This is a genomic window from Devosia sp. MC532 (assembly GCF_016461625.1).
Lineage (GTDB): Bacteria > Pseudomonadota > Alphaproteobacteria > Rhizobiales > Devosiaceae > Devosia.
The window spans coordinates 11,968-37,249 of sequence record NZ_JAEMNZ010000013.1 but is presented as its reverse complement, the minus strand read 5'-3'; the positions used below and the strand labels follow the sequence as shown (position 1 = coordinate 37,249).

26 protein-coding genes are annotated in these 25,282 nt (G+C 57.6%); 15 read left to right on the top strand and 11 right to left on the bottom strand.

Translation table 11 applies throughout. The annotated features are described in order from the left end of the window. Nucleotides 1-62 precede the first annotated feature (62 nt). Nucleotides 63-938, top strand: a complete 876-nt coding sequence (locus JHC09_RS14945) for an EamA family transporter (RefSeq protein WP_199532620.1) — start codon at nucleotides 63-65, stop codon at nucleotides 936-938. Further along, on the top strand, nucleotides 938-1,801 hold the full coding sequence (locus JHC09_RS14940; protein ID WP_199532619.1) for an EamA family transporter: 864 nt from the start codon (nucleotides 938-940) through the stop codon (nucleotides 1,799-1,801). Before JHC09_RS14945 ends, JHC09_RS14940 begins: the two co-directional genes overlap by 1 nt. Here JHC09_RS14940 and JHC09_RS14935 read toward each other — a convergent pair. The 3 genes from JHC09_RS14935 to JHC09_RS14925 all read right to left on the bottom strand — a co-directional run bounded on the left by JHC09_RS14935 (nucleotide 1,798) and on the right by JHC09_RS14925 (nucleotide 3,380). Further along, entirely contained in the window at nucleotides 1,798-2,094 is a 297-nt protein-coding gene (locus JHC09_RS14935) for a hypothetical protein (RefSeq protein ID WP_199532618.1), read from the bottom strand. The genes JHC09_RS14940 and JHC09_RS14935 overlap by 4 nt on opposite strands. 71 nt (nucleotides 2,095-2,165) lie before the next feature. Beyond that, entirely contained in the window at nucleotides 2,166-2,411 is a 246-nt protein-coding gene (locus JHC09_RS14930; RefSeq protein WP_199532617.1) for a hypothetical protein, read from the bottom strand. Between the two features lie 330 nt (nucleotides 2,412-2,741). Beyond that, nucleotides 2,742-3,380 (bottom strand): carbonic anhydrase, encoded by a 639-nt coding sequence (locus tag JHC09_RS14925; RefSeq protein ID WP_199532616.1) that lies wholly within the window; start codon nucleotides 3,378-3,380, stop codon nucleotides 2,742-2,744. 67 nt (nucleotides 3,381-3,447) lie between these two features. On the opposite strand from JHC09_RS14925, the gene JHC09_RS14920 reads away from it, so the two are divergent. Next, a complete protein-coding gene (locus tag JHC09_RS14920; RefSeq protein ID WP_169196538.1) occupies nucleotides 3,448-3,654 on the top strand; it encodes a DUF1737 domain-containing protein in 207 nt (68 codons plus the stop codon). A gap of 114 nt (nucleotides 3,655-3,768) precedes the next feature. Here the strand turns inward: JHC09_RS14920 and JHC09_RS14915 are convergent, their stop codons facing one another. Further along, nucleotides 3,769-5,796, bottom strand: coding sequence for a methyl-accepting chemotaxis protein (locus JHC09_RS14915; RefSeq protein WP_248309041.1), 2,028 nt, complete (start codon nucleotides 5,794-5,796; stop codon nucleotides 3,769-3,771). Between the two features lie 384 nt (nucleotides 5,797-6,180). Here JHC09_RS14915 and sdhC point away from each other — a divergent pair, with 384 nt between their 5' ends. Genes sdhC through JHC09_RS14885 form a run of 6 tightly spaced genes read left to right on the top strand, consistent with a single transcriptional unit; the run spans nucleotide 6,181 to nucleotide 10,490 of the window. Then, nucleotides 6,181-6,567, top strand: a complete 387-nt coding sequence (sdhC, locus tag JHC09_RS14910) for a succinate dehydrogenase, cytochrome b556 subunit (RefSeq protein WP_169196537.1) — start codon at nucleotides 6,181-6,183, stop codon at nucleotides 6,565-6,567. 3 nt (nucleotides 6,568-6,570) lie between these two features. Beyond that, nucleotides 6,571-6,963, top strand: a complete 393-nt coding sequence (sdhD, locus tag JHC09_RS14905; protein WP_199532615.1) for a succinate dehydrogenase, hydrophobic membrane anchor protein — start codon at nucleotides 6,571-6,573, stop codon at nucleotides 6,961-6,963. Between the two features lie 4 nt (nucleotides 6,964-6,967). Continuing rightward, the gene (gene sdhA, locus JHC09_RS14900; protein WP_199532614.1) at nucleotides 6,968-8,779 is read left to right on the top strand and encodes a succinate dehydrogenase flavoprotein subunit; all 1,812 of its coding nucleotides are present in this window, start codon (nucleotides 6,968-6,970) and stop codon (nucleotides 8,777-8,779) included. A gap of 21 nt (nucleotides 8,780-8,800) precedes the next feature. Continuing rightward, nucleotides 8,801-9,349 (top strand): hypothetical protein, encoded by a 549-nt coding sequence (locus JHC09_RS14895; protein WP_199532613.1) that lies wholly within the window; start codon nucleotides 8,801-8,803, stop codon nucleotides 9,347-9,349. A gap of 4 nt (nucleotides 9,350-9,353) precedes the next feature. After that, the gene (locus JHC09_RS14890) at nucleotides 9,354-9,650 is read left to right on the top strand and encodes a hypothetical protein (RefSeq protein WP_169196533.1); all 297 of its coding nucleotides are present in this window, start codon (nucleotides 9,354-9,356) and stop codon (nucleotides 9,648-9,650) included. Between the two features lie 57 nt (nucleotides 9,651-9,707). Next, nucleotides 9,708-10,490 (top strand): succinate dehydrogenase iron-sulfur subunit, encoded by a 783-nt coding sequence (locus JHC09_RS14885; protein WP_169196532.1) that lies wholly within the window; start codon nucleotides 9,708-9,710, stop codon nucleotides 10,488-10,490. Nucleotides 10,491-10,563: 73 nt separating this feature from the next. On the opposite strand, the gene JHC09_RS14880 is transcribed toward JHC09_RS14885, so the two are convergent. From JHC09_RS14880 to JHC09_RS14865, 4 genes are all read right to left on the bottom strand, one after another. Beyond that, nucleotides 10,564-11,904, bottom strand: coding sequence for a hypothetical protein (locus tag JHC09_RS14880; RefSeq protein WP_199532612.1), 1,341 nt, complete (start codon nucleotides 11,902-11,904; stop codon nucleotides 10,564-10,566). Nucleotides 11,905-11,972: 68 nt separating this feature from the next. Continuing rightward, entirely contained in the window at nucleotides 11,973-12,914 is a 942-nt protein-coding gene (locus JHC09_RS14875; protein ID WP_199532611.1) for a DMT family transporter, read from the bottom strand. Between the two features lie 61 nt (nucleotides 12,915-12,975). Further along, the gene (locus JHC09_RS14870; RefSeq protein WP_199532610.1) at nucleotides 12,976-13,905 is read right to left on the bottom strand and encodes a tyrosine recombinase XerC; all 930 of its coding nucleotides are present in this window, start codon (nucleotides 13,903-13,905) and stop codon (nucleotides 12,976-12,978) included. Nucleotides 13,906-13,946: 41 nt separating this feature from the next. Further along, on the bottom strand, nucleotides 13,947-15,062 hold the full coding sequence (locus JHC09_RS14865) for an FUSC family protein (RefSeq protein WP_199532609.1): 1,116 nt from the start codon (nucleotides 15,060-15,062) through the stop codon (nucleotides 13,947-13,949). A 247-nt stretch (nucleotides 15,063-15,309) separates the two neighbouring features. Between JHC09_RS14865 and JHC09_RS14860 the strand changes: the two genes are divergently transcribed. From JHC09_RS14860 to JHC09_RS14835, 6 genes are all read left to right on the top strand, one after another. Next, nucleotides 15,310-17,478 carry a primosomal protein N' gene (locus tag JHC09_RS14860; protein WP_199532608.1) on the top strand — a complete coding sequence of 723 codons (2,169 nt, stop codon included), beginning with the start codon at nucleotides 15,310-15,312 and terminating at the stop codon, nucleotides 17,476-17,478. Between the two features lie 282 nt (nucleotides 17,479-17,760). Next, complete coding sequence (locus JHC09_RS14855) at nucleotides 17,761-18,321, top strand: F0F1 ATP synthase subunit delta (RefSeq protein WP_199532607.1); 561 nt, start codon at nucleotides 17,761-17,763, stop codon at nucleotides 18,319-18,321. Beyond that, a complete protein-coding gene (atpA, locus tag JHC09_RS14850) occupies nucleotides 18,322-19,857 on the top strand; it encodes a F0F1 ATP synthase subunit alpha (protein WP_169196525.1) in 1,536 nt (511 codons plus the stop codon). 21 nt (nucleotides 19,858-19,878) lie between these two features. Beyond that, nucleotides 19,879-20,766: a F0F1 ATP synthase subunit gamma gene (locus JHC09_RS14845; RefSeq protein ID WP_169196524.1), complete on the top strand. Its 888-nt coding sequence runs from the start codon at nucleotides 19,879-19,881 to the stop codon at nucleotides 20,764-20,766. 21 nt (nucleotides 20,767-20,787) lie between these two features. Continuing rightward, entirely contained in the window at nucleotides 20,788-22,227 is a 1,440-nt protein-coding gene (gene atpD, locus JHC09_RS14840; RefSeq protein WP_169196523.1) for a F0F1 ATP synthase subunit beta, read from the top strand. 92 nt (nucleotides 22,228-22,319) lie between these two features. Then, nucleotides 22,320-22,742: a F0F1 ATP synthase subunit epsilon gene (locus JHC09_RS14835; protein ID WP_199532606.1), complete on the top strand. Its 423-nt coding sequence runs from the start codon at nucleotides 22,320-22,322 to the stop codon at nucleotides 22,740-22,742. An 80-nt stretch (nucleotides 22,743-22,822) separates the two neighbouring features. Here JHC09_RS14835 and JHC09_RS14830 read toward each other — a convergent pair whose 3' ends face one another. The 3 genes from JHC09_RS14830 to JHC09_RS14820 are packed head-to-tail and all read right to left on the bottom strand — an operon-like array spanning nucleotide 22,823 to nucleotide 25,203. Continuing rightward, nucleotides 22,823-23,509 (bottom strand): aspartate/glutamate racemase family protein, encoded by a 687-nt coding sequence (locus JHC09_RS14830; protein ID WP_199532605.1) that lies wholly within the window; start codon nucleotides 23,507-23,509, stop codon nucleotides 22,823-22,825. Next, nucleotides 23,506-24,039: an RNA pyrophosphohydrolase gene (locus JHC09_RS14825; protein ID WP_199532604.1), complete on the bottom strand. Its 534-nt coding sequence runs from the start codon at nucleotides 24,037-24,039 to the stop codon at nucleotides 23,506-23,508. Before JHC09_RS14825 ends, JHC09_RS14830 begins: the two co-directional genes overlap by 4 nt. A 9-nt stretch (nucleotides 24,040-24,048) precedes the next feature. Further along, complete coding sequence (locus JHC09_RS14820; protein ID WP_199532603.1) at nucleotides 24,049-25,203, bottom strand: divergent polysaccharide deacetylase family protein; 1,155 nt, start codon at nucleotides 25,201-25,203, stop codon at nucleotides 24,049-24,051. Between the last annotated feature and the right edge of the window lie 79 nt (nucleotides 25,204-25,282).

The window sequence follows — 25,282 nt, the reverse complement described above, 5'->3', positions numbered from 1 at the left end:
CGCGGAACAAGACTAGAAGGCGGGCAGTGATGCTCGCCTTTTTGCTGTGAAGGACCAGTGTAATGCAGCCGCGCGATCTGGTTCTGGCGCTCATTGTGGTGCTGGTTTGGGGCATCAATTTTATCGCCATCAAATGGGGCGTCGAAGAAATCTCGCCCTATATGCTGACTGCGCTGCGCTATATCGGGTGTGCGCTCCCGGCAGTCTTTTTTATCCGAAGGCCCCAAGTCAGCCTTGGCCTGCTCACCGCTTATGGCTTTAGCGTTGGGGTGCTGCAGTTCAGTTTCCTATTCTTGGCCATGCGCGAAGGCATGCCCGCCGGGCTCGCCAGTCTCGTCATGCAAATGCAGGTGTTTTTCACCCTAGCGCTGGCGGTGCTGGTTCTGCGCGATCGCCCGGCGTGGGTGCAGTGGGCCGGCGCGGGACTAGCGCTTGTCGGTTTGAGCGTCATCGGGGCCGAGCATGTTGGCGGCGCCATTTGGGGGCCGCTGCTGTTGACCATTGTCGCGGCCTTCTGGTGGGTTGTTTCCAACATCGTCACCAAACAGGCGGGCAAAATCGATATGTTGGCCTTCGTTGTTTGGGGCGCGTTGATCCCGCCCTTGCCGATGATCGTCTTGGCGCTGATTTTTGATGGCCCGAGCGCCATCACCGATCTTCTCGCTGTTTCGCCGCAAGCTATCGGCTCGGTGCTGTTTATCGCCTATGGCTCGACGCTTTTGGGTTATGGCTGTTGGGCATTTTTGCTGGGCAAATATCCCGCCAGCATGGTCGCGCCATTTACCCTGCTGGTGCCCATCGTTGGCTTTGTTGCGGCCTATTTCATCTTAGGTGAGCAGATGAGCTGGTTTGAGATTGGGGGCAGTCTGCTGATCTTTCTGGGCCTACTGCTCAATGTGTTTGGGCCTCGTTTTCTTAACCGCGTGCGCGTCCGCTAATGCCTATCCGTCATGTTTTGCTCGCTCTTGTGGTTGTTGCGATCTGGGGCTTTAACTTCGTCGTCATCAAGCTGAGCGTTGAGGCGATGCCGCCACTGTTCGCAGCGGCGCTGCGTTTTCTCGCTGTCGCCATTCCGGCGGTCTTTTTCATCAAGCCCCCTAAAGCCCCGGCGTGGTTGGTCATTGCCTATGGCTTGGCTTTTGGCTTTGCACTCTATGCCTTCCTCAACCTGTCCATGGCCTGGGGCATGCCTGCGGGTCTGTCCTCGCTGGTGCTGCAGGTGCAGGCCTTTTTCACCATGATCATCGCCTTCCTGATTTTAGGAGAGCGACCCAATCGGTTTCAGATCATGGGGGCGGGTGTGGCGTTTTTCGGCATTGCCGTCATTGCCACTGAGCGTTTGAGCGGGACGGAATTCTTGCCGCTCAGTTTTACTGTTCTGGCGGCTTTGGCTTGGGGCGTGGCCAATGTGCTGACGCGCATGGCTAGGCGCGTCAATCCACTATTGCTCACCGTTTGGGGGTCGCTTGCTGCGCCCTTGCCCCTTCTGGCTTTGTCCCTGCTCACCGAAGGGGGAGCCGCGATCGCCACGGCGATATCGAGCTTTAGTTTGAGCGACGCAGGCCTGATTGCATTTTTGGCCTATCCATCATCCATGCTGGGCGGCGTTATCTGGGCGTGGCTGCTGATGCGTCACCCCGCTTCAGTGGTGGCACCATTCACCCTGCTCGTTCCGGTCACCGGCTTGGCCTCGGCCTATCTGGTCTTGGGCGAAACAATTACAGGCGTTGAAATTTTGGGCGCGATGTTCGTCATTGCTGGCCTCGCTGTGACGCTAGCGAAACGACGCAGCGTGGCTTAGTCCAAAACGGGCTCAATGGGCTCGGATGGGGCTGGGTCAAGCATCATGGCGGGCGACGGTAAAGCGGTGGGCTGCAGGCCATTGAGTTGTTCTGGCGTGAGCCCGCCCCGTCCATCCGCGTCCGCTCGCGCATATTCGTCTTGGCTCAGATCGGGCCAGACTACGCGCAATTCTTCAAAGCTCAGTCGCCCATTGCCATCGGTATCGACGGCCTGAAAGGTCAGTGGGGATTGGGCAAAGCTTAGGCTCGATGAAAGGGTCAACGCTGCAAGAGCCTTAAGGATAATGCGCATGGAGGGTCCTCCATCTGACTGGGAATGGCTGCGGCCGCCCTGATCAGTTAGGGCGGCCGACGGCAGGTCGATTATTGTGCGCTTGCTGCCAGCAAGACGTCATATTCTTCGGCAGAGAGTGCGCCATTGCCATCGGTGTCAGCCGCAGCGAAGGCTTCAGGCGTTAGGTCTGGCCAAGCCACTTGTGCTTCAGCGATAGAAATTGCGCTGTCCGCGTCGGTGTCAACAGAAGCGAAGTCCGTGGGCGTTGCAACCTGCGCAAAGGCAGCGCTGGTGAGGCCAAGGGCGATAACAGATGTAAGCAATGTCTTCTTCATGGGTTTCTCCATGCTGATAGCTTTCATGCAATGCCCTTTCGGGGCACTGGCGGAGCTGAATGGCACCGCGAGAAACAATCTGACGGCGTAATATGGCCAGTTGTGTGCCCTCATGGGGCGAGGCTGGACCCATGTCGGGACCATTTTGAGACCGGTATAAGCCACTGCCATTAAATGAAAACAATCGTCTGAAGTGACAGATCTGAACTAAAGTGAAGTGTCCCTGCAGCTCAATTGATCACGATCGTGGCAGATCAAATGCCCATAAAAGGCAAAAAGCAGGCGGGAAGACCTGCCTGCTTTTTATAAAGATGGGTTGGGGGCGTTTTATTAGGGGAAGGGGCGGATAAAGTCGCCGTTCTGGTTCATAACCCACAATTCCCCGGTCGAAATATCAAACCATGCGCCATGTACGGCCAGTTTGCCTTCGGCTTCCAGCTGGCTCACATAAGGGAAACTGCGCAGGTTCTGAATGGAGTTGCGTATCGAAATGCGCTCCATTGCCGTCTGGCGTTCAGACTGGGTCAACAGATCCGCGCCAGCCAGCTGGCTTGGCAGATCGCCGAGCATGCCGAGCCACTTGCCGATAAAGTCGCCGCTATCCAGAGGGGTCGTCGCTGGGTTGAGCGCCGCCTGCATGCCGCCGCAGCGCCCATGGCCCATGATGACGATATTGGAGACGCCGAGCGCCTTAACGGCATATTCGATGCCGGCTGAGGTGCCGTGCTGCCCACCGTCTGGTTGGTACGTGGGTACAAGATTGCCGACGTTGCGCAGCACGAACATTTCACCCGGGCCAGAGTCGAAAATCATTTCTGGCGCCGCGCGACTGTCGCAGCAGGCAATAATCATTGTGGTTGGGTTTTGGCCAAGGTCGGCTAGACCGCGAATGCGTTCCTTTTCCCGGGTATAACGCCCGGACATGAAGTTCGCGTGGCCATCGAGAAGATGCTGAGGAAAGCTATGCATAACCACTCGATTAGCTGTAAGAGCCTTCAAGATCAACACCGGCTTTAGCCGTATATGGGGGGCAATTATGCAGATCTATCGTTTTCTGACGGGCGAGGACGACTCTTCTTTCTGTCACAAGGTCACAAAGGCCTTGACCGAGGGGTGGCAATTACATGGTAGTCCAACTTACGCTTATGATCAGGTGACGAAAAAAATGCGGTGTGGCCAAGCTGTCACGCGTATTGTTGATGAACAGGTCTACGACCCAAGCCGTAAACTCACCGATTACTAAAAGCATTTCTCCCGCCCATTACCAGCGAGCTGGTACTGAAACGGGAGAAACACTCGGGAGGAGCCGATTGGCGAGGACGCTGTTTTAGCGCCCTCACTGGTTTCTTTGCGAAGTCTAGAACTCGTTCCACGCTTCGGCGGTCGCAGCTTGCCCGCCGAAGTAGGTTTTAGCCGCTTTCTGCACGCTCTTAATAAGTCCACGTGCGCCGGACACTTTGTCGGCAGAACTGGAGGACGTGGTTTCGTTGGCCGAGTCCATCGCCGCAGAATCGCGCAGCGTGAAGGTTTCAACGATCGAATCTACGCGGCTGGCTTGACCTTCGGTCTGCTCGATGGAAGCGTTCATTTCTTCAACGAGCGCCGCGTTGTGCTGGGTCATTTCATCCATCTGACGCACAGCGATATTCACTTCACCAATTCCAGAAGCCTGAGCTTGGCTGTCGCTCGCAATATTGCCCATCAGAGCCGCTGAAGAGCTGACCCCTTCGACAATTTCCGTCAAACGACCGGCCACATCACTGACGAGCTTGGTGCCGTTCCGCACTTCATCGCCAGACTGTTCGATCAAGGCCTTAACATCGGACGATGCTTGCGCCGCACTTTGTGCCAGACGCCGCACTTCCACGGCCACAACCGCAAAGCCCTTGCCGGACTCGCCAGCGCGCGCCGCTTCCACTGAGGCGTTGAGCGCCAGAAGGTTGGTCTGGAAGGCGATGTCGTCAATCAGGCCAATGATGTTGGAGATTTTGGCAGCTGAGGTGGAAATGCGCTCCATTGCATTGGTGGCCTGGCCCATAACTTCATTGCTGGCTTCTGCAATTGAACTCATGCGTTCGGCGCTGTCACTGGCTTCGCGGGCTCGTGTCGCATTCAGCGTCACGGTATTGGCCAGCTGATCCATTGCGGCGGAGGTCTCCTCAATGGTCGCGGCTTGGCGGGTCGTGCGCTCAGACAGATCGTTCGCGCCTTCAAGAATTTCGCGAGTGGCGCGCTTGAGCGAGCGGGAGGTATCGCGTAGCTGCAATGTAATGGACTCGATCTTGTCAGCAACCGAGTTTGTACTCTGCTTGAGGCGCGAGAAGGCGCCGCGATAATCCCCGCTCATGCGGTCTCGCAGATCGGCTCGTGCCATCGAGCTCAGCACACGATCGGCCTCGTCGAGCGCTTCTTCGATACTATCGAGCATGCCATCAAGATTGCCTGCGATCCGATCGATTTCAGGATCACCAAAGCGGGTGGCGAGGCGGGCGCTGAAATCACCAGCAATGGCTTTTTCGATTACGCCGTCAAAGGCGCTCTGGAAGTTGGCCATCATGTCAGCACGGGCTGCTATCTCAGCGGCGCGCACTTGTTTTTCTTCCTCGGCCAACTGCACATTGATGCCGTTGACGCGGAAGGTTTCGAGTGCACGCGCCATTTCGCCCAATTCGTTCTGGGTTTGGGTGCCTTCAATGGCAATATCGTAATTACCATCCGTCAGCTTACCCATGGTGCCCGTGAGCTTGGCGAATGTACCGTTCAGCCAACGACCGGTGACGATAGCCAGCGCTAGGCCAATGACCAGACCTACAGCTGAAATAATCATGATGATGGTCAGCTGCAGCGCTTCTTGTTCAGAGATGCGCGGGCCAAGTGCGTTCTGCCGAGTGTGGGTTTCCGACGACAGGCCCTGATAGAGCTCGTACATCCGTGGGCCGAGAGCGGTCAGCGTGGAGGTGAGCGCGTGATTGCGTGGGTCTGCTCCGGTGGCTTGGGCACGGGCGACCGTTTCGAAATTGTTCAGATACTGCGCCGCGAGAACGCGCACCTGGTTGGTGACCTCAAGCGCATGCGGGTCATGCTCGAAGAGCTGGTCAGTCTCCTCATTTGCCGTTGCAATGCGTGTGGCGACTTTGCGAACCTCATCAGCCCATTCGGGCGTTGGGTTGAGCAAATAGTTCAAGAAATCAATTCGCAGCAGAGAAACGTCTGCAGCATGCTCGTCGACGGTCAGGGATTCTCGGGCTGTCGCACGGTATTCATGAAATAAATGTTCGGCATTTGACATCAGCATAATTGCCGCTGCGCCAGTAGCGATGATTAGTACTGTTAGGGCGCCAAACGCGCCGTAAATTCTGGACCGAACACTTCGGAACATACGCATAGCACCAACCTCCTGTTGATGCTTGGAAGCTTCCCACTCAGATATTACTTATTGATTACAATACTTTGCGCTGCAGTGAGTTGATTGTAGTGTAGTTCTGAATTCTGGTTGGTGACAGATGTTTACTGATAGTTTTATGTCAAAACTTTATTGCGCCGATCGCCTAAATCGCTGCCAATCTAGTAAAATATCCGCAGTATTAAGTCCGAGGCGGGGTGCGAACGCCTTGTGCGCTCTGCGAACAAAGTGCGGCTTGCGCAGAAAGTATGAGCTTCCGGCTGTCAGAGGGCTTTGATTTCCGGACGCCGTGAGTCTAAAACCTAGACCAATTCCAAACTGTCCGCGACACCTCGTCGCGCCAGTCGGTCCCGGAACAGAGTCCCCATGACGGTCAGAGCCCGCCCCACTTCGCCGCATTTGCAGATTTACCGTTGGACCGTCACCATGACGATGTCCATCTTTCACCGCGCCACAGGCATTGCGAACTACTTTGGTGTTTCGCTTTTCGTCATTTGGCTGCTGGCGGCTGCCTTCAGCGCTGATGCGCTGGATGTGGTCAACGGCGTCTATGGCAGCTGGTTTGGCCAGATCGTGATGTTCCTGTTTTCCTGGAGCCTTGTTCATCACATGTGCGGTGGCATTCGCCACTTCGTCTGGGACAGCGCTGCAATGATGGAGCCGGGCCAGCGCGAGAAAATGGCTTGGGCAACGATTATTGCTTCGGTTGTGATCACGCTCGTGATCTGGACCGTTTTTGTGTGGGTGGGCTAAGCCATGAGCGACAACAAAATCTCTTATGAGCAGATCGCCAATCCGAAATCGCATTATGGTAATGCGCGCGCTTCGACACGCCACTTCATTACCCAGCGCGTAAGCGGCGCGGTCAACATTGTCCTTCTCGCACTGACCCTGTTCATCATGGTTCAACTGGCGGGCGAAGATCGCTCCGACGTGGTTGAGCTGATTGGTGCTTGGTACATCGGCCTGCCATTGGCTGTGTTGATCGCGGTGGCCGCGATCCACATGCGCAATGGCATGCGCGATACGCTTGAGGACTATATGCACGGCAAGACCTACGATCTGGCCATGCTTCTCAATACGCTTTTCTGTCTGCTGCTTGGCGCGCTCGGCATCATTGCCGTGCTCAAGCTTGTCTTCTGGGGTTGAACTCATGGCCAACTACGAATTGATCGACCACGAATTTGACGTGGTGGTTGTTGGCGCGGGTGGTGCGGGTTTGCGCGCGACCCTCGGCATGGCCGAGCAGGGTTTTAATACCGCCTGTATCACTAAGGTTTTCCCAACCCGCTCGCACACTGTGGCGGCGCAGGGTGGTATTGCCGCTTCGCTCCAGAACATGGGCCCGGATAGCTGGCAGTGGCACATGTACGATACCGTCAAGGGTTCGGACTGGCTCGGCGATAACGACGCCATGGAATATCTCGCACGTGAAGCGCCTGCGGCGATTTATGAGCTGGAGCACTATGGCGTGCCGTTCAGCCGTACGCAGGACGGCAAGATTTACCAGCGCCCGTTCGGCGGTCACATGACCGAATTTGGTGATGGTCCTCCGGTCCAGCGCACTTGCGCTGCCGCTGACCGTACCGGCCACGCGATCCTCCACACCCTCTATGGCCAATCGATCAAGAACGAAGCGCAGTTCTTTATCGAATATTTCGCGCTCGACCTAATCATGGGCGAAAACGGCGAGTGTCAGGGCGTAATCGCCTGGAAGCTCGACGATGGCACGCTGCATCGCTTCCGCGCCAAGATGGTGGTTCTGGCCACCGGCGGTTACGGTCGCTCCTACTTCTCGGCTACCTCGGCTCACACCTGCACGGGTGACGGCAATGGCATGGTCGCACGTGCTGGCCTGCCGCTGCAGGACATGGAGTTTGTGCAGTTCCACCCGACCGGCATCTACGGCGCTGGCGTTCTGATTACCGAAGGCGCGCGTGGCGAAGGCGGGTATCTGACCAATTCCGAGGGCGAGCGTTTTATGGAGCGCTATGCGCCCAACGCTAAGGACCTTGCCTCGCGCGACGTGGTTTCGCGCTGCATGACGCTTGAAATTCGCGAAGGTCGCGGCGTCGGTCCAAACAAGGACCACATCTATCTGCACCTTGATCACCTTGATCCAAAGGTGCTGCATGAGCGCCTGCCGGGCATTACCGAAAGCGCCAAAATCTTCGCTGGTGTCGATCTCACTCGTGAACCGATCCCGGTTCTACCGACCGTTCACTACAATATGGGTGGTATTCCGGCGAACTACCACGGCGAAGTGCTCAACCCGACCGAAGACGAACCAAACCGCATCGTGCCGGGCCTGATGGCCGTTGGCGAAGCTGCCTGTGCATCGGTGCATGGCGCCAACCGTCTTGGCTCGAACTCACTGACCGACCTTGTGGTCTTTGGCCGTGCGGCTGCAATCCGTGCCGGTCAGGTGATTGACCGTGAAGCACCGGTGCCGGGCATCAATGCGGCTGAAGACGCTAAAATCCTGTCGCGCTTTGATCGTCTGCGCAATGCCAACGGCAGCCAGCCGACCGCCAAGCTGCGCGATGAAATGCAGCGCACGATGCAGTCCGATGCCGCTGTGTTCCGCACCGATGACTCGCTCAAGCAGGGCGTCGTCAAGATGAACGAAATCTACAAGCGTCTGCCAGACGTGAAGGTTACTGACCGCTCGCTGATCTGGAATTCCGATCTGGTGGAAACGCTGGAGCTGGAAAACCTGATGACCTGCGCTATTGCGACCGTTGTCTCGGCGGAAGCGCGTCAGGAAAGCCGCGGCGCGCATGCGCACGAAGATTTCCCGAACCGCGACGACGGCAATTGGCGCAAGCACACGCTGAGCCGGGTTAATGTAGACACTGGCGCGGTCGAGCTGAGCTATCGCCCGGTCATTCTTGATCCCCTGACCTCGCAGGATCAGGGCGGTATCGATCTCAAGAAAATCGCGCCAAAAGCACGCGTTTACTAAGGTTTGGTGGAAGCAATGGTTATGACTAAACCGCAACGCATAGCCGCAGGCTGCCTCACACTCGGCGTGGCGCTCCTTTTGGCTGGCTGTGAAACCACCGATACCGGCCCAAGCACTTATAGCGCTGGGTCGGGCACCTTCGGCCAGCAGTCGGTGACCTCGTCAGAGGGCAATAATTTTATCACGACGACGAGCCAGATTGATCCCCAGACCGGCCAGCGTGTGGTCACTGGCGGCTCGTTCCACGTCTCCAGCGATGGTTCGTCCTCGTCCTTGTTCGCGCCGATGGGCACTTGGTACATTCGCGACGAATTTGCCCGCAGCTGCCAGGTGTCGTTCGGCAATGGCCCCTTAAGCGGCAGTGCTGGCGCCAAGGTGCTCGATCAGACAGGTTTCTGTTCGAGTGACTTTAGCGATGCGCGCGGCTGGATGAGTGCAGGGACTGGCTTTGCGCTGACCAATGCGTCGGGACGGATTATTGGCCAGTTCGCCAGCGATGGTAACGACAGTTATGCGGGCACGATCGACTCCATGTTCGGTCCCCGTCCTGTAAAAATTACACGTAGGTAAGCGCATGAATAAGCTCACTATTGCAGGTGCCGTGTGCATGAGCCTCGCTTTGGCGGTTCCCGCTTATGCCGCCACTCCGACGGCCGCACAAAAGCAGGAGTTCTTCGAGGTGTGCTTAAACATCTCGCAGAACCAAGAGCTGTGTGCGTGCAAGGCCGATGCGGCCATGTCGTTGATTGATGAGCGCTTTATGGCTGTCGTGATTTCTTCGATGAAGGGCGGATCGCCCAAGTCTGAAGACTACGTCGCCTACAATGCCTACGTCGCCAAATCGAACCAAGTCTGCAAGCCGAACTACTAATCGGGCTTTTACGGTTTTCGCGCCGAGTTGAGCGGCGTGTCGAAAGGAAGTTGAGAAATGGCCGAACTGACCCTGCGCAAGGCAGACCAGCCGCAGAAGGGCAAAACCTGGCCCAAGCCTGAAGGCGCGACGCGTCTGCGCGAATATCATGTTTATCGCTATGACCCGGACAAAAACGAGAACCCGCGGATCGACACCTATTTCGTCGATCTCGACAATTGCGGCCCAATGGTTCTCGATGCGCTGCTCTATATCAAGAACAACACCGATCCCACGCTGACGCTGCGCCGCTCTTGCCGTGAAGGCATCTGTGGGTCGTGCTCGATGAATATCAACGGGCTCAATACGCTGGCCTGTACCAAGGGCATGGACGATTCCACCGGTCCGGTGAAAATCTACCCGCTGCCGCACATGCCAGTGGTCAAGGATCTGGTTCCTGACCTGACCAATTTCTATGCGCAGCACCGTGCTATTGAGCCTTGGCTTAAGACCACCTCGCCAACGCCGGAAAAAGAATGGAAGCAGTCGGTTGAAGACCGCTCCAAGCTCGATGGTCTTTACGAGTGCATTCTGTGCGCCTGCTGCTCGACCTCGTGCCCGAGCTATTGGTGGAATGGTGAGAAGTATCTTGGTCCGGCGGCGCTGCTGCAGGCCTATCGCTGGCTCATCGACAGCCGCGATGAAACCACCAATGACCGTCTCGATAATCTTGAAGACCCGTTCAAGCTGTATCGCTGCCACACCATTATGAACTGCACCAAGGTTTGCCCCAAGGGTCTCAACCCCGCCAAGGCCATTGCGCAGATCAAGAAGATGATGGTCGAGCGTCAGGTCGCTTAATAGCGCTATCGCTATACTGAAATGACAAACGGCGGGGTTTGACCCCGCCGTTTTTTGTTGGCTGCCAGAGAGATTACTCGGCGTCGATCAGCATTGCCTTGCCGGTCTCATAGGCCGACTTGCAGTCGGTGGCGTCGGCGCGTGTATCGCTTTCAAACACGGTGCCTGCGACCCCTGGCCCTTCAAAGCGCGGATCATCGCACTGGCCGTCATTGGCATAGCTTGAGGTGTCGTCACCAAAGTCGATCTCGCTGCTATCATAGGGCGCGCCGAGGGCATATTCGGGCGTGTAGACCGGCTTGATGGTGACACTGCCTGCGTTAAACTGCGCCTCGCAGTCGCTGGCGTCGCTCATAATGTCCTCGAACAGCATCTTCTTATTGAGCCCTGTCCCGGCAAAACGCGGGTCATCGCATTCCCCGTCATTGGCCCAACGCGAGCTATCGTCGCCAAAGTCAAAGGCGACGTTGAGCTGGTCGACTGTCTTGAACGAAACATCGCCTGCCAGAAACGCTGCGCGGCAGTCGCTCGCATCCGCCGACCGTGTCCCGCCATCCGTCAAATTCGACGCGCCAGGCCCGAAAAAGTCTGGGTCATCACATTCGCCGTCGTTGGCCCACTCGCCGCTATCGTCCCCAAAATCGATGCGTCGCGCGATGGCCTCAAGAGACGCAGTCGCCGCGGCGGATCGAACCGGCGTTGCCGCTTCGTCCTCGCCTTCGCCGACCAGGTGGATGGTCCCGTCTTCATAGGCTTCGCGGCAGTCAGAGGCGTCAGCCTTTTCGTCTTCCGTCAGCAGGGCGCTGTTCATGCCTGGACCGGCAAACCGTGGGTCATCGCATTCGAGGTCATTGGCCCACTGCGAAGAATCATCGCCAAAGTCGATGTCGTCGATGCTTGTGCGTTCGAGGCTAGCGTCGCCGCCGTCATCTGCGAAGGTGATGTCTCCGGCGTCAAACAGCGCCTTACAATCCGTCGCGTCTCTTAGAGCATCTTCGGGAAGAAGCTCCGTCGCCATATTTGCGCCGGTGAAGCGAGGGTCATCGCATTCCCCGTCATTGGCCCATTGGGAGCTGTCGTCGCCAAAATCAATTTCAGCATCGGCGATAGCCTCTGCGCGTGCCACGGCCCCAGCAGCATCAGCTTCGTCTGCTGTTTCCGCGAGGGTGATCTTGCCCGCATCGAACAGTGTCTGGCAGTCGGTCGCGTCTTTTAGAGTGTCGGCGGCTTCCAGTTCCTCGGCCATGTTTTCGCCGGTGAAGCGAGGATCATCGCATTCCCCGTCATTGGCCCATTCGGAAGTGTCGTCGCCGAAATTTACCGACGTGTCCTGCGCTGATGCTGGCAATGTCAGGCCGGCCATCAGTGCTGCGATCAGGAGGGAAGAGCTCAGGCCCTTGCTTGATGTTCTCATAGTCGTCTTACCCCAGATGCACTTGAATTGGTTCCAAGCCTAAGGCCGTTTCGTATGGGAACCAAGCGTCATGCGCTTTTGATTTTGTACTGGCGCTCCTTTTTAGCAAACAGCCATGAACCTGAAAGAACCAGTGCAGTGCCTAACGCGTGATAAGGGGTGAAGGCTTCACCTAAAATGACAACGGCGAGCAAAATCGTCACGATGGGTCCAAAACTGGCCGTCGACGAGGTGGCGCGGGCGCCAATCCGCGAGATTGCCGTGTTCAGCAAGAACGACGGCAGCACTGTACCGAAAATCCCGAGCATGAACGCAAGAGACCAGATGTAGCTGTCATACTGGGCATAGGCAGTGACCCCGTCGAGCACGGCAGATTGGCCGATGGCCAGCACAGCCGCTGTCGCCATGCCGATGCAGGTGAACAGCCCTGAGCCCAGAATCAGCATTTGGCGCTTGGCCAAGTGCTGATAGAGCGCGAACGTCAGCGCAGACCCCAAGACCAAAAGCGTGCCCTGCCACAGTCCATCGGGCGACACGGTGAGGTTCCAGACAAAAATCACCAGCAGTCCGGCATAGCTCACCAACATGGGTGGCACCAATTGCCAGATCATCCGGTCACCGAAAAACCAGACGCCAAAGAGCAGCACAAAGAACGGGTAGGTAAACAGCACGAGACGTTCATATTGGGCTGAAACGAAAGCCAGCCCGGCGAAATCGAGATAGCTTGAGAGATAATAGCCCAAGGCCCCGACCGCCATTGAGGCCGCGAGTGTTTTTGGCGTCAGCAGCGCTTTCAGCTTCGGTCGGCGGGAGAGCAGTATCGCCAAAATGACGAGGTAGACGGGCAGGGCGACCAGCATACGCAGTGCCAGCGTGCCCTCGGTTGTCACCCCCGCAGCAAAGGCGAGCTTAATAAACACACCCTTGGTCGAGAACAGTGCCGCCCCCGCAAAGGCAAGGCCATAGCCCAAATGGTCACTGCGCGGCGCCGGGGAAATTTGTGCGGTCATGTAAGAAGCTTAGACGTTGATTTGGACAGCGCGAAAGCCCAAAGCCTGCAAATTCGTCCAATTAGCCGCGCGGGTGCGAAAGGGCGTAGCTTTCCAAAAGCCGCTCTGTGTCGACGGCCGTATAAATCTGCGTTGTCGACAGGCTGGCATGGCCCAAAAGCTCTTGGATGGCACGCAGATCGCCCCCCTTGCCGAGCAAATGGGTTGCAAAAGAGTGCCGCAGCGCGTGCGGTGTTGCCGTTTGTGGCAGGCCAAGGGCCGAGCGCAACAATTCCATTCGCGCTTGGATTGGTCGGGGGCCGAGAATCCCGCCTCGAATAGCGCGAAACATGGGCTCGTCTGGTTTTACCGCGAAAGGCAGAAGGCCAAGATAGCTGTCGATAAAAGCACGCACGGAGGCGATGAGAGGCACCATGCGCACCTTGCCGCCCTTGCCGGTGACGCGCAGTGTCGTGCTTTCCAAATCAGCTTTTCGCAGCGCCAAGGCTTCCGAAATACGCAAGCCCGCCCCATAGCAGAGGGCAATCACCGCCATATCCCTTGCCGCGACCCAAGGCCTGTCCTCAAGTTCGCCCGCCATGCTCACCGTTTCCTTGGCCTCAATAACAGTCAGGGCCTTTGGCAGTGTTCTGGGGATTTTGGGGCTGCGGATGACGTTGAGGGCTTCGGATGTAAGGATCCCCTCGCGCTCTAGGAATTGAAAATAGCTGCGTAGCGAGGACAGGACCCGCGCCAGCGAGCGGGAGCCCAAGCTGTCATTGCGCCGCTCCGCCATAAAAGCGCGAATATCAGCGCCGCGTAGGTCTTTTAGAAACGCGAGCGTCACCGCTCCGCCCATATGGCCTGACAAAAAGCTCATGAACTGGCCAATGTCGCGCCCATAGGCTTCCAGCGTTTTGGGGGCAAGACGCTTGATCGAGCCCAGCTCTCTGAGCCAGTTCTCAACGCTATCGCGGACAAAAGGATCGGTGGCAAAGGCGCTATCGGTCATAGGGAGACCCTAGCGCCTTTCCATGAATAAACTCTAGCCGTTTAGCTCTTGTTGCTCTTGGCAGCTTTATAGGCGGCCAACTCTAGGCGGTCCGGCTGCGATGAGAGCAAAATGGCGAGCACCAGTCCAATCGCCGCCCCGATCAGCGTGTCCCAAATGCGCTCGGTAGCCATATGAAATCCTGATACGCCCGGCATGCCGATCACTGTCATCAGCAGCGCCATCGGCGTTACCAACATTTGCCCAAGCGCATAGTTCGAGCCGATGATGATTTCGGTGATGATCTGGAGCCCGACGATGAGCCCCATCATCTGCCAGACATTGGGTTCGAATATCAGAATCACGCCAGCAATGGCGGCCCCAATCACGACGCCCAAAAGGCGCTGAACCCCACGATGGAGCGCATGGTAGAGGTGTGGCCCGGTCATTGCTGCCATCGCCCCCATTGCCGCCCACGAGGGGTGGGAAGCGCCGATCAGCTGGGAGGCCGCCGCTGCTAGAAACGTCGCGAGCGTAATAGAGAGCGCTACTTCAATGCGCCGCTTGCGGGGCAGGGCGGGCTCACCGGGCACAAAGGCCGATGGGTCGTTGCGAAATTTCTCCGTGAGAAAACAGATTGCCCAGGCGAGCAAACCAACGAGCATCACCGTCAGGCCACGTTCGATGATTTCGACAAAGCGCACTGGCGTGTCGAAGGATGCCCCTGCTGCAAACACCATCAAAAGCGCTCCCGGCGCGCCCATCTTGACCGTCTGTTGAACGAACATCAGTCCGCCGCAGCACAGCGCCAGCACGATCAGCATGACAAGGTTTGGGGCGCCCAGCCAAGCCGCGGTCGATGTGACCAGAACCACAGCGGTCTGCGACAGCATGCAATAGAGCAGCAACCAATTCCTTCGTTGCGCGGGCGCAAAGCGCCCGTAAAGGGCGACAATAGAGCCAAGCGCGGCAAAGCTGAGGAGATGGGCGAAGGGCGAGATATAGATCAGCGGCATAGCAATCGCGCCGGTCAGCGCCGCTTGTACCCCGGCCATTGCTGAGGCGCGAACATGCGGCTGAGGGGCTATCCTCATGCCGTCGCGAAGGGTGTGCGGGTGCAAAATATGTTTAGCGGCGTCGCGACGGCGCGGGCGGTCGCTCGTTGGCGGGGTGTCCATAGGCAGCAGACATGAGTGAGGATGAGGCCATTGGGCCAGACGGTCCGACGGGACCGGATAAGTTCGCGTTCTTAAGGTATTCACTAGGGGCGGCGGAGCCCCGACTTTGGTTCTAGCTGCCCTGCGACAACGGCTGTGGATTGTAAACGAGGTCTTAACCTTCTAGAACATTGAGCGAACAAATTTCGCGCTGACAGCTTGGCCCTCGGCTCTTGTCACGCCTGCGCTCTCATGCACAAAAGGGCCCATGTTAGATCGCCCAGACATTGTCGCCGTCATGGTCGGGGTCGCCGTAGAGGGGCCCTATAGCTATCGCGTGCCTCATGGCATGAGTGTTGAGCGTGGCTCCATTGTGTCTGTGCCCTTGGGGCCGCGTTTGGTTTTGGGCGTTGTCTGGGGTGCGCCCAAAGACAGTTTTGCTCATAATCGTCTGCGCGATATCGCCCTGGCATATGATGTTCCCCCGCTCTCTGACGAGCTGATGCGTCTGGTCGATTGGGTCGCCCGTTATACGATTACCCCGCCGGGCCAGGTTTTGCGCGGCGTTCTGCGCTCTCCCGAAGCGCTGGATGCGCCCAAGCCGACAACTGCGTTTCGCCGCACCGGCGTTGTGCCTGATAAAATGACCAGCGCGCGTGACCGGGTGCTTGAGATTTTGGCCGATGAGATGGCTTGGCCCAAGCCTGCACTCATCGGCGCGGCCGGGGTGTCAGCCTCAGTGGTGGAGGGATTGGAAAAGGCGGGTGTGGTTGAGCGAATCGAATTGGCTGCCGCGCCCATCGTCCAAATACCTAATCCTGATGCGGCGCCATCCACCCTTAGCCCCGAACAGCAGAGTGCGCTCAATCAGATATTAGAGACGGGCGCCCACAATTTTGGCGTTGCTCTACTCGATGGCGTCACTGGGGGCGGCAAAACCGAAGTCTTTTTTGAAGCGGTGGCCGATACGCTGCGTGCCGGGCGTCAGGCGGTGATTCTGCTGCCCGAAATCGCCCTCACCAACACATTCATCGATCGCTTCACCCGCCGTTTTGGGACACGCCCGGCGGAATGGCACTCGGATTTAACGCCGGCGCAACGCGCCAAGATTTGGCGTGGCGTCTTGGATGGCACGGTCCGCGCTGTCGTTGGCGCGCGTTCGGCCCTGTTTTTGCCATTCCGCGAGTTGGGCCTGCTGGTGCTCGATGAAGAGCATGACGGCGCATATAAGCAGTCAGAAGGTTTTACCTATCACGCCCGCGATATGGCGATCGTGCGGGCTCAGTTTGCTAAGGCGCGCGTCATCCTCTCCTCGGCCACGCCTTCGGTCGAATCGCGCAACAATGCCAATCAGGGGCGCTATGCCCATGTTCGGCTCACCTCGCGCTTTGCCGAGGCGGCCATGCCCAATATCACCGCGCTCGACATGCGCACCGATGGGCCGGAAAAAGGAGAGTGGATCGCACCCACTCTGGCCCGCGAGATTTTTGCGGCCTTGGATCGAGGCGAACAGGCACTTCTCTTTCTTAATCGTCGCGGCTACGCGCCGCTCACCCTCTGCCGCTCCTGCGGGCATCAATATAAATGCCCCGACTGCTCGGCGTGGATGGTGGAACACCGATTCCGTGGCGTCATCATGTGCCACCACTGCGGCCATGAGATGAAAACGCCCAAGGTCTGCGGCGAATGTGGGGATACCGAAAGCCTAACAGCTGTCGGCCCAGGCATCGAACGCGTGGCTGAGGAGGTTGCGGTTCGATTCCCCGACGCGCGTCGCGTGCTGCTCTCCACGGACATGGGCTCGCATACACAGTTGCGCGACCGATTCTCTGAAGTGGCACGCGGCGAATTTGATCTCATCATCGGCACGCAGCTGGTGTCCAAAGGTCACCATTTCGAGAAGCTCTCTGTTGTTGGCGTTCTGGATGCCGATCTCGGGCTCGCTCACGGCGACCCTCGCGCCTCGGAGAAAACCTTCCAGATTCTCACCCAGGTTGCCGGTCGAGCTGGCCGAGCCTCTCAGCACGGCAAGGCGTTCTTGCAGACCTACCACCCCGATCATCCGGTAATGAAAGCCATGGTGAGCGGGGATCGCGAGGCCTTCTACGCCTCCGAGCTTCATGCTCGGGAAGCCGGTGGCATGCCGCCTTTCGGGCGTCTTGCGGCGCTAATCGTCTCCTCAGGCGAGCAGGCACTCGCTATGGCTCATGCCCGTATGCTCCTGACCTCCGCACCCATGGCTGAAGGTGTCCGGCTCTTTGGGCCAGCGGACGCACCTGTCTCTATGATAAGAGGGCGTCATCGCGTGCGTCTTCTTGCGCAGTCTGGGCGAGACTTTGATTTGTCCGGTTACGTGCGGTTTTGGCTGGCGAGTGCAGAAAAAGCCAAGGGTGATTTGCGCGTCCAAATCGACATAGACCCCGTCAGCTTCATGTAAATTTCTGTCGGAGCAGATTTTCCCTGTGAAAAACCCGACCGTTCTTGGCGCGAAAAGCAAGTCGTGCTTGGAAATTTATCCCAATAAAAAGCGCAATCGGGCCTGCGACACTTTCGCAATGACTGAATCCCATGCGCAAGCCTTGCAGTGCCTGCTTTTCCTGTGTTAGAGCGGGCGCGAATTTAGGGGTCCGGCTCGTGGCCCGTTTCCGAGCACGTCCAAGCGTTCATATTCCGCCCCGGGTACCCATCCGGAGACGGCCAATTAGAGGGTGAAGCAGCATTGGCAGCGCAGAACTCAGTGCTTACCCAGATCGCGCGGCCATATGCGTCGGCGCTTTTTGACCTCGCCCGGAGCGAGAACCAGATGGCTCAGGTTGAAACTGGCCTGTCTGACGTCTCCCGGCTTATCGGTGAAAGCGAAGATTTTTCTCGCTATCTCCGTTCTCCAGTTCTCTCCAGCGATGTGAAAGCATCCGCGCTCAACGCTATTCTTGAGCGCGCGAAGGTCAATCAGACCGTTGCTAACTTCCTTCGCGTGGTGGCCCAGAATGGTCGCCTCTTTGCTCTCGATCAGATCATCACGGCTTTCCGTGAACTGGCCGCAGAAGCACGTGGCGAGACCACGGCAGACGTGACCTCTGCCGCTCCGCTGACCGCGGAACAAGCAGCAGCTTTGGCGGAAACGCTCAAAGCCAAGCTTGGCAAGACAGTCATGCTCAATCAATTCGTCGATCCCTCGCTCATCGGTGGCCTTCAGGTCAAAGTCGGTAGCCAGATGATCGACTCTTCGCTCAAGACAAAACTCGCCGCGATGAAAGTCGCCATGAAAGAGGTCGGATAAATGGACATCAAAGCCGCGGAAATTTCTGCGATCCTCAAGGACCAGATCAAGAATTTCGGCCAGGAAGCCCAGGTTTCCGAAGTTGGTCAGGTGCTCTCCGTCGGTGACGGTATTGCCCGCGTATACGGCCTCGACAACGTTCAGGCTGGTGAGCTCGTTGAATTCCCAGGTGGCGTTAAGGGCATGGCTCTTAACCTCGAAACCGACAACGTCGGTGTCGTGATCTTCGGTTCCGACCGTCAGATCAAGGAAGGCGACGTCGTTAAGCGTACCGGCGCCATCGTGGACACCCCAGTTGGTCCAGGCCTCTTGGGTCGCGTTGTCGACGGTCTGGGTAACCCGATCGACGGCAAGGGTCCAATCGACCACACCGAACGTCGTCGCGTTGACGTTAAGGCTCCTGGCATTCTGCCACGTAAGTCGGTTCACGAACCAATGTCGACCGGCCTCAAGGCTATCGACGCGCTGATCCCAATCGGCCGTGGCCAGCGTGAATTGATCATTGGCGACCGTCAGACCGGTAAGTCCGCGATCATTCTCGACACCTTCCTCAACCAGAAGCCAGCTCACGACGCAGGCGCTTCGGACACTGACAAGCTCTATTGCATCTACGTTGCAATCGGCCAGAAGCGTTCGACCGTTGCTCAGTTCGTGCGTCAGCTCGAAGAATCCGGCGCCCTGCCGTACTCGATCGTTATCGCTGCTACCGCTTCGGACCCAGCACCGCTCCAGTACATCGCACCGTTCACCGGTTGCGCGATTGGCGAATGGTTCCGTGACAATGGCAAGCATGCCGTTATCGCGTATGACGATTTGACCAAGCAGGCTGTTGCTTACCGCCAGATGTCGCTTCTTCTGCGTCGTCCACCAGGCCGTGAAGCTTACCCAGGCGACGTTTTCTACCTCCACAGCCGTCTTCTCGAACGCGCTGCGAAGATGAACGAAGCCAATGGTCTTGGCTCGCTGACTGCTCTGCCAGTTATCGAAACCCAGGCAAACGACGTTTCGGCTTACATCCCGACCAACGTGATCTCGATCACCGACGGCCAGATCTTCCTCGAAACCAACCTCTTCTTCCAGGGTATCCGCCCAGCCGTTAACGTCGGTCTGTCGGTTTCCCGCGTTGGTGGTTCGGCTCAGATCAAGGCGATGAAGCAGGTTGCTGGTTCGCTTAAGGGTGAACTCTCCCAGTACCGCGAAATGGCTGCATTTGCTCAGTTCGGTTCCGACCTTGACGCTGCAACCCAGCGCCTTCTGAACCGTGGTGCGCGTCTGACTGAGCTGCTCAAGCAGCCACAGTTCAGCCCGCTCAAGACTGAAGAGCAGGTTGCGGTGATCTTCGCTGGTGCGAACGGCTACCTCGACTCGATCCCAGTTTCGCAGGTGATGGATTTTGAACAGCACACCCTGTCCGCTCTGCGCGGCAAGTATGCTGACATTCTCGCCACCATCGCGAAGGACAAGGCTCTGAGCGACGACACCCGTGCAAAGCTCAAGTCGGCTCTTGATGATATCAAGAAGACCTACGCGGCCTAAGCCCGAAGGAGACGACAGGCTATGCCGTCGCTAAAGGACCTAAAAAACCGGATCGACTCGGTCAAATCGACCCAGAAGATCACCAAAGCCATGCAGATGGTCGCGGCCGCAAAATTGCGCCGCGCACAAGAAGCGGCTGTCGCTGCCCGTCCATACGCTGAGCGTATGGGCGCGGTGCTCTCCTCCCTGGCCGCCGTTTATGACGGCCAGGCAGATGCTCCGGTGTTGCTCGCTGGTAACGGCCGCGACCAGGTTCATCTGCTGGTGGTTGCCACTGGTGAGCGCGGCTTGGCTGGTGCTTTCAACTCGTCGATCGCACGTCTTGCGCGCGATCACGTCTTGAAGCTTCAGGCTGAAGGTAAGACCGTCAAAATTCTTACCGTCGGTCGCAAGGGCCACGACATTCTGCGTCGTCAGTTCGCCGATCTGATCGTTGATACGGTCAGCTATCGCGAAGTGAAGACCGTTGGTTTTGCTCAGGCGTCTGAGATTTCTCAGCGTCTGCAGACCATGTTCGCAGCTGGTGAATTCGATATCGCCACCCTGTTCTTTGCTAAGTTCAACTCCGTGATCAGCCAGGTGCCACAGGCAGTCCAGCTCATCCCGGCCAAGATCGAAGCTGTTGAGGGTGCGGGTAAGGTCGATAACTCGACCGTACTTTACGAATATGAGCCCAGCGAAGAAGCGATCGTCGAAGACCTTCTGCCACGCAATATCAGCGTGCAGATCCTTCGCGCGTTCCTCGAAAACAGTGCTTCGTTCTACGGTGCGCAGATGTCCGCAATGGACAATGCTACCCGTAATGCGGGCGACATGATCGGCAAGCTGCAGCTGAGCTATAACCGCCAGCGTCAGGCTCAGATCACCAAAGAACTTATCGAAATCATTTCCGGCGCGGAAGCGCTCTAACCCCTCAGCGAGGACGAACAAATGGCAGATAAAAAGGCCGGTCGCGTATCGCAGGTCATTGGCGCCGTCGTTGACGTGGTGTTCGACGATCACCTGCCCGCAATCCTGAACGCGCTTGAAACCACTAACAATGGTCAGCGTCTGGTACTCGAAGTAGCTCAGCACTTGGGCGAAAACGCAGTACGCACCATTGCTATGGACACGACCGAAGGTCTCGTCCGTGGCACCGAAGTAACCGATCTGGGCACCGCGATCCGCGTTCCAGTTGGTGAAGGCACTCTCGGCCGCATCATGAACGTTATCGGCGAGCCGATCGACGAAGCTGGTGCGATCGAATCAGAAGGCCTGCGTGAAATTCACCAGGACGCTCCAGCATTTGCTGAACAGAACCCTGCTTCCGAAGTGCTCGTCACCGGGATCAAGGTTGTTGACCTGATCGCTCCATACGCTCGCGGTGGTAAGATCGGTCTGTTCGGTGGCGCCGGCGTGGGCAAGACCGTTCTGATCCAGGAACTGATCAACAACGTTGCTAAGGCACACGGTGGTTACTCGGTGTTCGCTGGCGTGGGTGAACGTACCCGCGAAGGCAACGACCTGTACTACGAAATGATCGAATCGGGCGTGAACAAGGACCCACATGAGAACAACGGCTCTGCCGCTGGTTCCAAGTGCGCTCTCGTGTTCGGCCAGATGAACGAACCACCAGGCGCGCGTGCTCGCGTTGCTCTGACGGGTCTCACCATCGCGGAAAACTTCCGTGACAAGGGCCAGGACGTTCTGTTCTTCGTCGACAACATCTTCCGCTTCACTCAGGCAGGCGCTGAAATGTCGGCTCTGCTCGGCCGTATTCCTTCGGCAGTGGGCTATCAGCCAACCCTGTCGACCGACATGGGCGCGATGCAGGAACGCATTACCACCACCACCAAGGGTTCGATTACCTCGGTGCAGGCCGTGTACGTTCCAGCGGACGATTTGACCGATCCGGCACCAGCAACCACCTTCGCTCACTTGGACGCGACGACCGTTCTGAACCGTGCGATCTCCGAAAAGGGTATCTACCCTGCAGTGGATCCACTGGCTTCGAACTCGCGTATCCTTGACGCGAACGTTGTTGGCCAGGAGCACTACGATACCGCTCGTCAGGTTCAGTCGATCCTGCAGAAGTACAAGGCTCTCCAGGACATCATTGCCATCCTCGGGATGGACGAATTGTCGGAAGAAGACAAGCTGACCGTGGCGCGCGCTCGTAAGATCGAACGCTTCATGTCCCAGCCGTTCGACGTGGCAGAAGTGTTCACCGGTTCGCCAGGCGTGTTCGTAAAGCTCGAAGACACCATCAAGGGCTTCAAGGGTCTCGTGAACGGGGATTACGATCACCTTCCAGAACCAGCCTTCTACATGGTTGGCACCATCGAAGACGCTGTTGCCAAGGCACAGAAGCTGGCCGCTCAGGCAGCCTAAGCTAAAAATCGGTGTGGGCCGCCCCGGCGGCCCACCCTTTTCGTCAAGGGGCCCGGATCCATTTCGGGCTTCATTGCCAAAGGACCAAGAGAATGGCTGAAGGCCTCAAGATCGAGATCGTGTCGCCAGAGCGGCTTGTGCTGTCCGAGACCGCAGTGTCTGTCACTGCTCCGGGCACCGAAGGCTACTTTACCGTCATGCCCGACCATGCGCCGTTCATGACCACCCTCCGTTCCGGTTTCATCACCGTGACTCCTGTCACCGGCAAGGCATCGATCTATTTCGTGCGCGGCGGCTTTGCTGACGTTTCGCCGAGTGGTTTGACCATTCTCGCCGAAGAATCGGTTCCTTTCAGCGAATTCGATCATGAAGGTCTCAAGACCCAGATCGCTGCTGCACAGGAAACCCTGAAGAACGCCAAGGTCGAAGAAATGACCTTCGCGCAGGAAATCGTCACAGGTCTCGTGAACCTGGCTGCGGAAGCTGCTCAATTGAACGGCACGCACATCCACTAATCCCTGCGATTAGTACTGCTATAAAAGAAGGCCGCCTCACTGAGGCGGCCTTCTTGCATTTGAGCCGGAATGGTTTTGGGCTACGCTAGGGCCGCGTCGACAAGCGCCCGTGCATGCAGCTCCGTGGTGTCATAGCAGGGCAAAGCGCTCACACTGTCATCCACCAGCATGCCGATCTCCGTGCATCCCAAAATGACCGCCTGCGCGCCGCGATGCGCTAACCGCTCAATAGCGTTGAGATAGATTTTTCGAGACTCTTCGCGAACGATGCCTTTGCAGAGCTCGTCGTAGATAATGCCATTAAGATTGGTGTGGTCGACGTCTGGGGTAAGGGGCGTTAGTCCGCGAGCCGAGAGGCGATCCTTATAGAATCCCATCTCCATGGTGAACCGCGTGCCCAAAAGCCCAACCGTATTATAGCCATCAGCCAGCAGGGCATCAGCGGTTGGGTCGGCGATATGGATAAAGTGCGCTGAAACGCCCTCTGTGACCTCTTCAGCGACAAGATGCATCGTATTGGTGGCCAAGCCTAGAACTTGCGCTCCAGCCGCCGCAAGGGCCTTGGCGGCGCCATTGAGCACGACGCCGGCGTCATGCCAACGACCTTCGGCTTGCATAGCTGCGATTGGCGCGAAATCGACGGAGTGAATGATCACGGGCGCTGAATGGAGGCCTCCGCGACGGCGCGCCGTTTCGGTGTTGAGAATGCGGTAGTAGTGAGCGGTCGATTCCCAGCTCATGCCGCCAATCAGACCAATTGTTTTCACGAAAAATACCGCCGAGGAATGTCAGCAAATGCGTCGACGACTTTGTCGTAGGCATCGCGTTTGAACGGGATGATCAATTCGGGAGCCTGGCTTAGCTCCTCCCAACGCCAGCCGTTGAACTCGGGCTTATGCTTGCCTTTGGCAGGGGCCATAACATTGATTTCGCTCTCATCGCCTGTGAAGGCGAAGGCGTACCAACGCTGGCGCTGCCCGCGATATTTGCCCTTAAAGCCGACGCCCATGATCTCGGGCGGAAAATCGTAATAGATCCACTCAGGTGCCTCAGCGAGTAGGCTCACTGAGGTGACATTTGTCTCTTCATACAGCTCGCGCAGAGCAGCCTTGAGACTGTCTTCGCCCTTGTCGATGCCGCCTTGGGGCATCTGCCAGGCAAAGCCCGAAGAACTGGATTTATCTGGGTCGCCTTCCGAGACTCGATGGCCGAGAAAAACCTTGCCTTGGGCATTAAACAGAGCCACCCCAACGCAATCACGATAGGGCAGGCTCTCACGATCTGGACGATCGAACATTGATAAGGCCTATTTCATCAGCGCGCTGGCGGGGACCAGAACGATCCCTTTGGCGTCAAGCTCCTGTGCCCATTCAGACACGGTCTGCACCGAGATGGGCAGCGCACTAATAATACCAATCGCCGAGCCAGTTTCCATGGCCTGAGCTTCAAGGCTGGCAATCGCTGAGAGAATAGCATGACGAGATGGGTTGGCGTCGAGCATTGTCGTGGCGCGGGTAAAAGGCACATTATTGGCCTCTGCCAGCTGCCCAGCCACCGAGCGGTTCGAGGAGCCGTCATCGAGATAGCCCAAGCCGCGCAGGCCCAGCTCTTCCATGACCGGGCTCATGTCTCCGGCCGAAGCGGTAAACCGCGCGCCCATATTGTTCATCACGCTGAAATAGCCACCGAAGCGCGACATCAGCCAAAACAGCTTGTCGAGATTTGCGCGTGGTGTTTCGCCGGTTAGCATAGTGTGCGGGCCGGGATCGTTCTGCGGATAGTCAAAAGGTTCAAGCGGGATTTCCAGCATCACCTCATGGCCGGATGCCCTTGCGGTATTGACGGTGCCCACCAGCGAGCGGCCATAGGGCGCAAAAGCGAGAGTGATGTCAGCCGGGAGCTGATCAATGGCGTTCATCGAGCCCTGCTCGTTAATGCCGAGACCCGTCACGACAATGGCGATTTTGGCCAGATTTGGCGCAATTTCATCGAGCGGACGCCGGTAGGCGTCGAATGGGCCAAGGCCCGTGGGCGACATGCGCGGGATGATGCCATTGACGGTTTCTTCCGCCAATTCAGGCAGAACGCCTGTGCCGATCAAACTCACTTCCAGCGATGGTCGTGGTGTGGTTTCGGCAGGCTCATAAGGAACGAGGGGGACTTGCCCTGCAGGAAATTGCTGCTCGTCTGCAGTGATTGTGACGGGTGAGGTCGCGCCAGCCGATGCGTTCGGCACGGCGACAGCATTTGCGACCGCATTGGCGTCACGTGTCGACGTGATGGCCACTTCAGCCACGGGACGACCACCGAGCGGGTCGTCTACCAAAGCGATGCGTCCCAGTGCGCCGAGCACAATGATAAGGCTGACCATAAACAGCGTGCGCGCCAGCGGAAAATGCTGCCGGCCGGCGTCGACCCGATGTTTGCGCCCTCTCAAAGGCGTCGAAAGGTCATTAGCCATATCGTTCCGCTCGTGCCCACTCGGGGTATTTTGTTGCCTAGGATGCGGCGCGAATCACGCCGCATCACAAGTTTAGTGC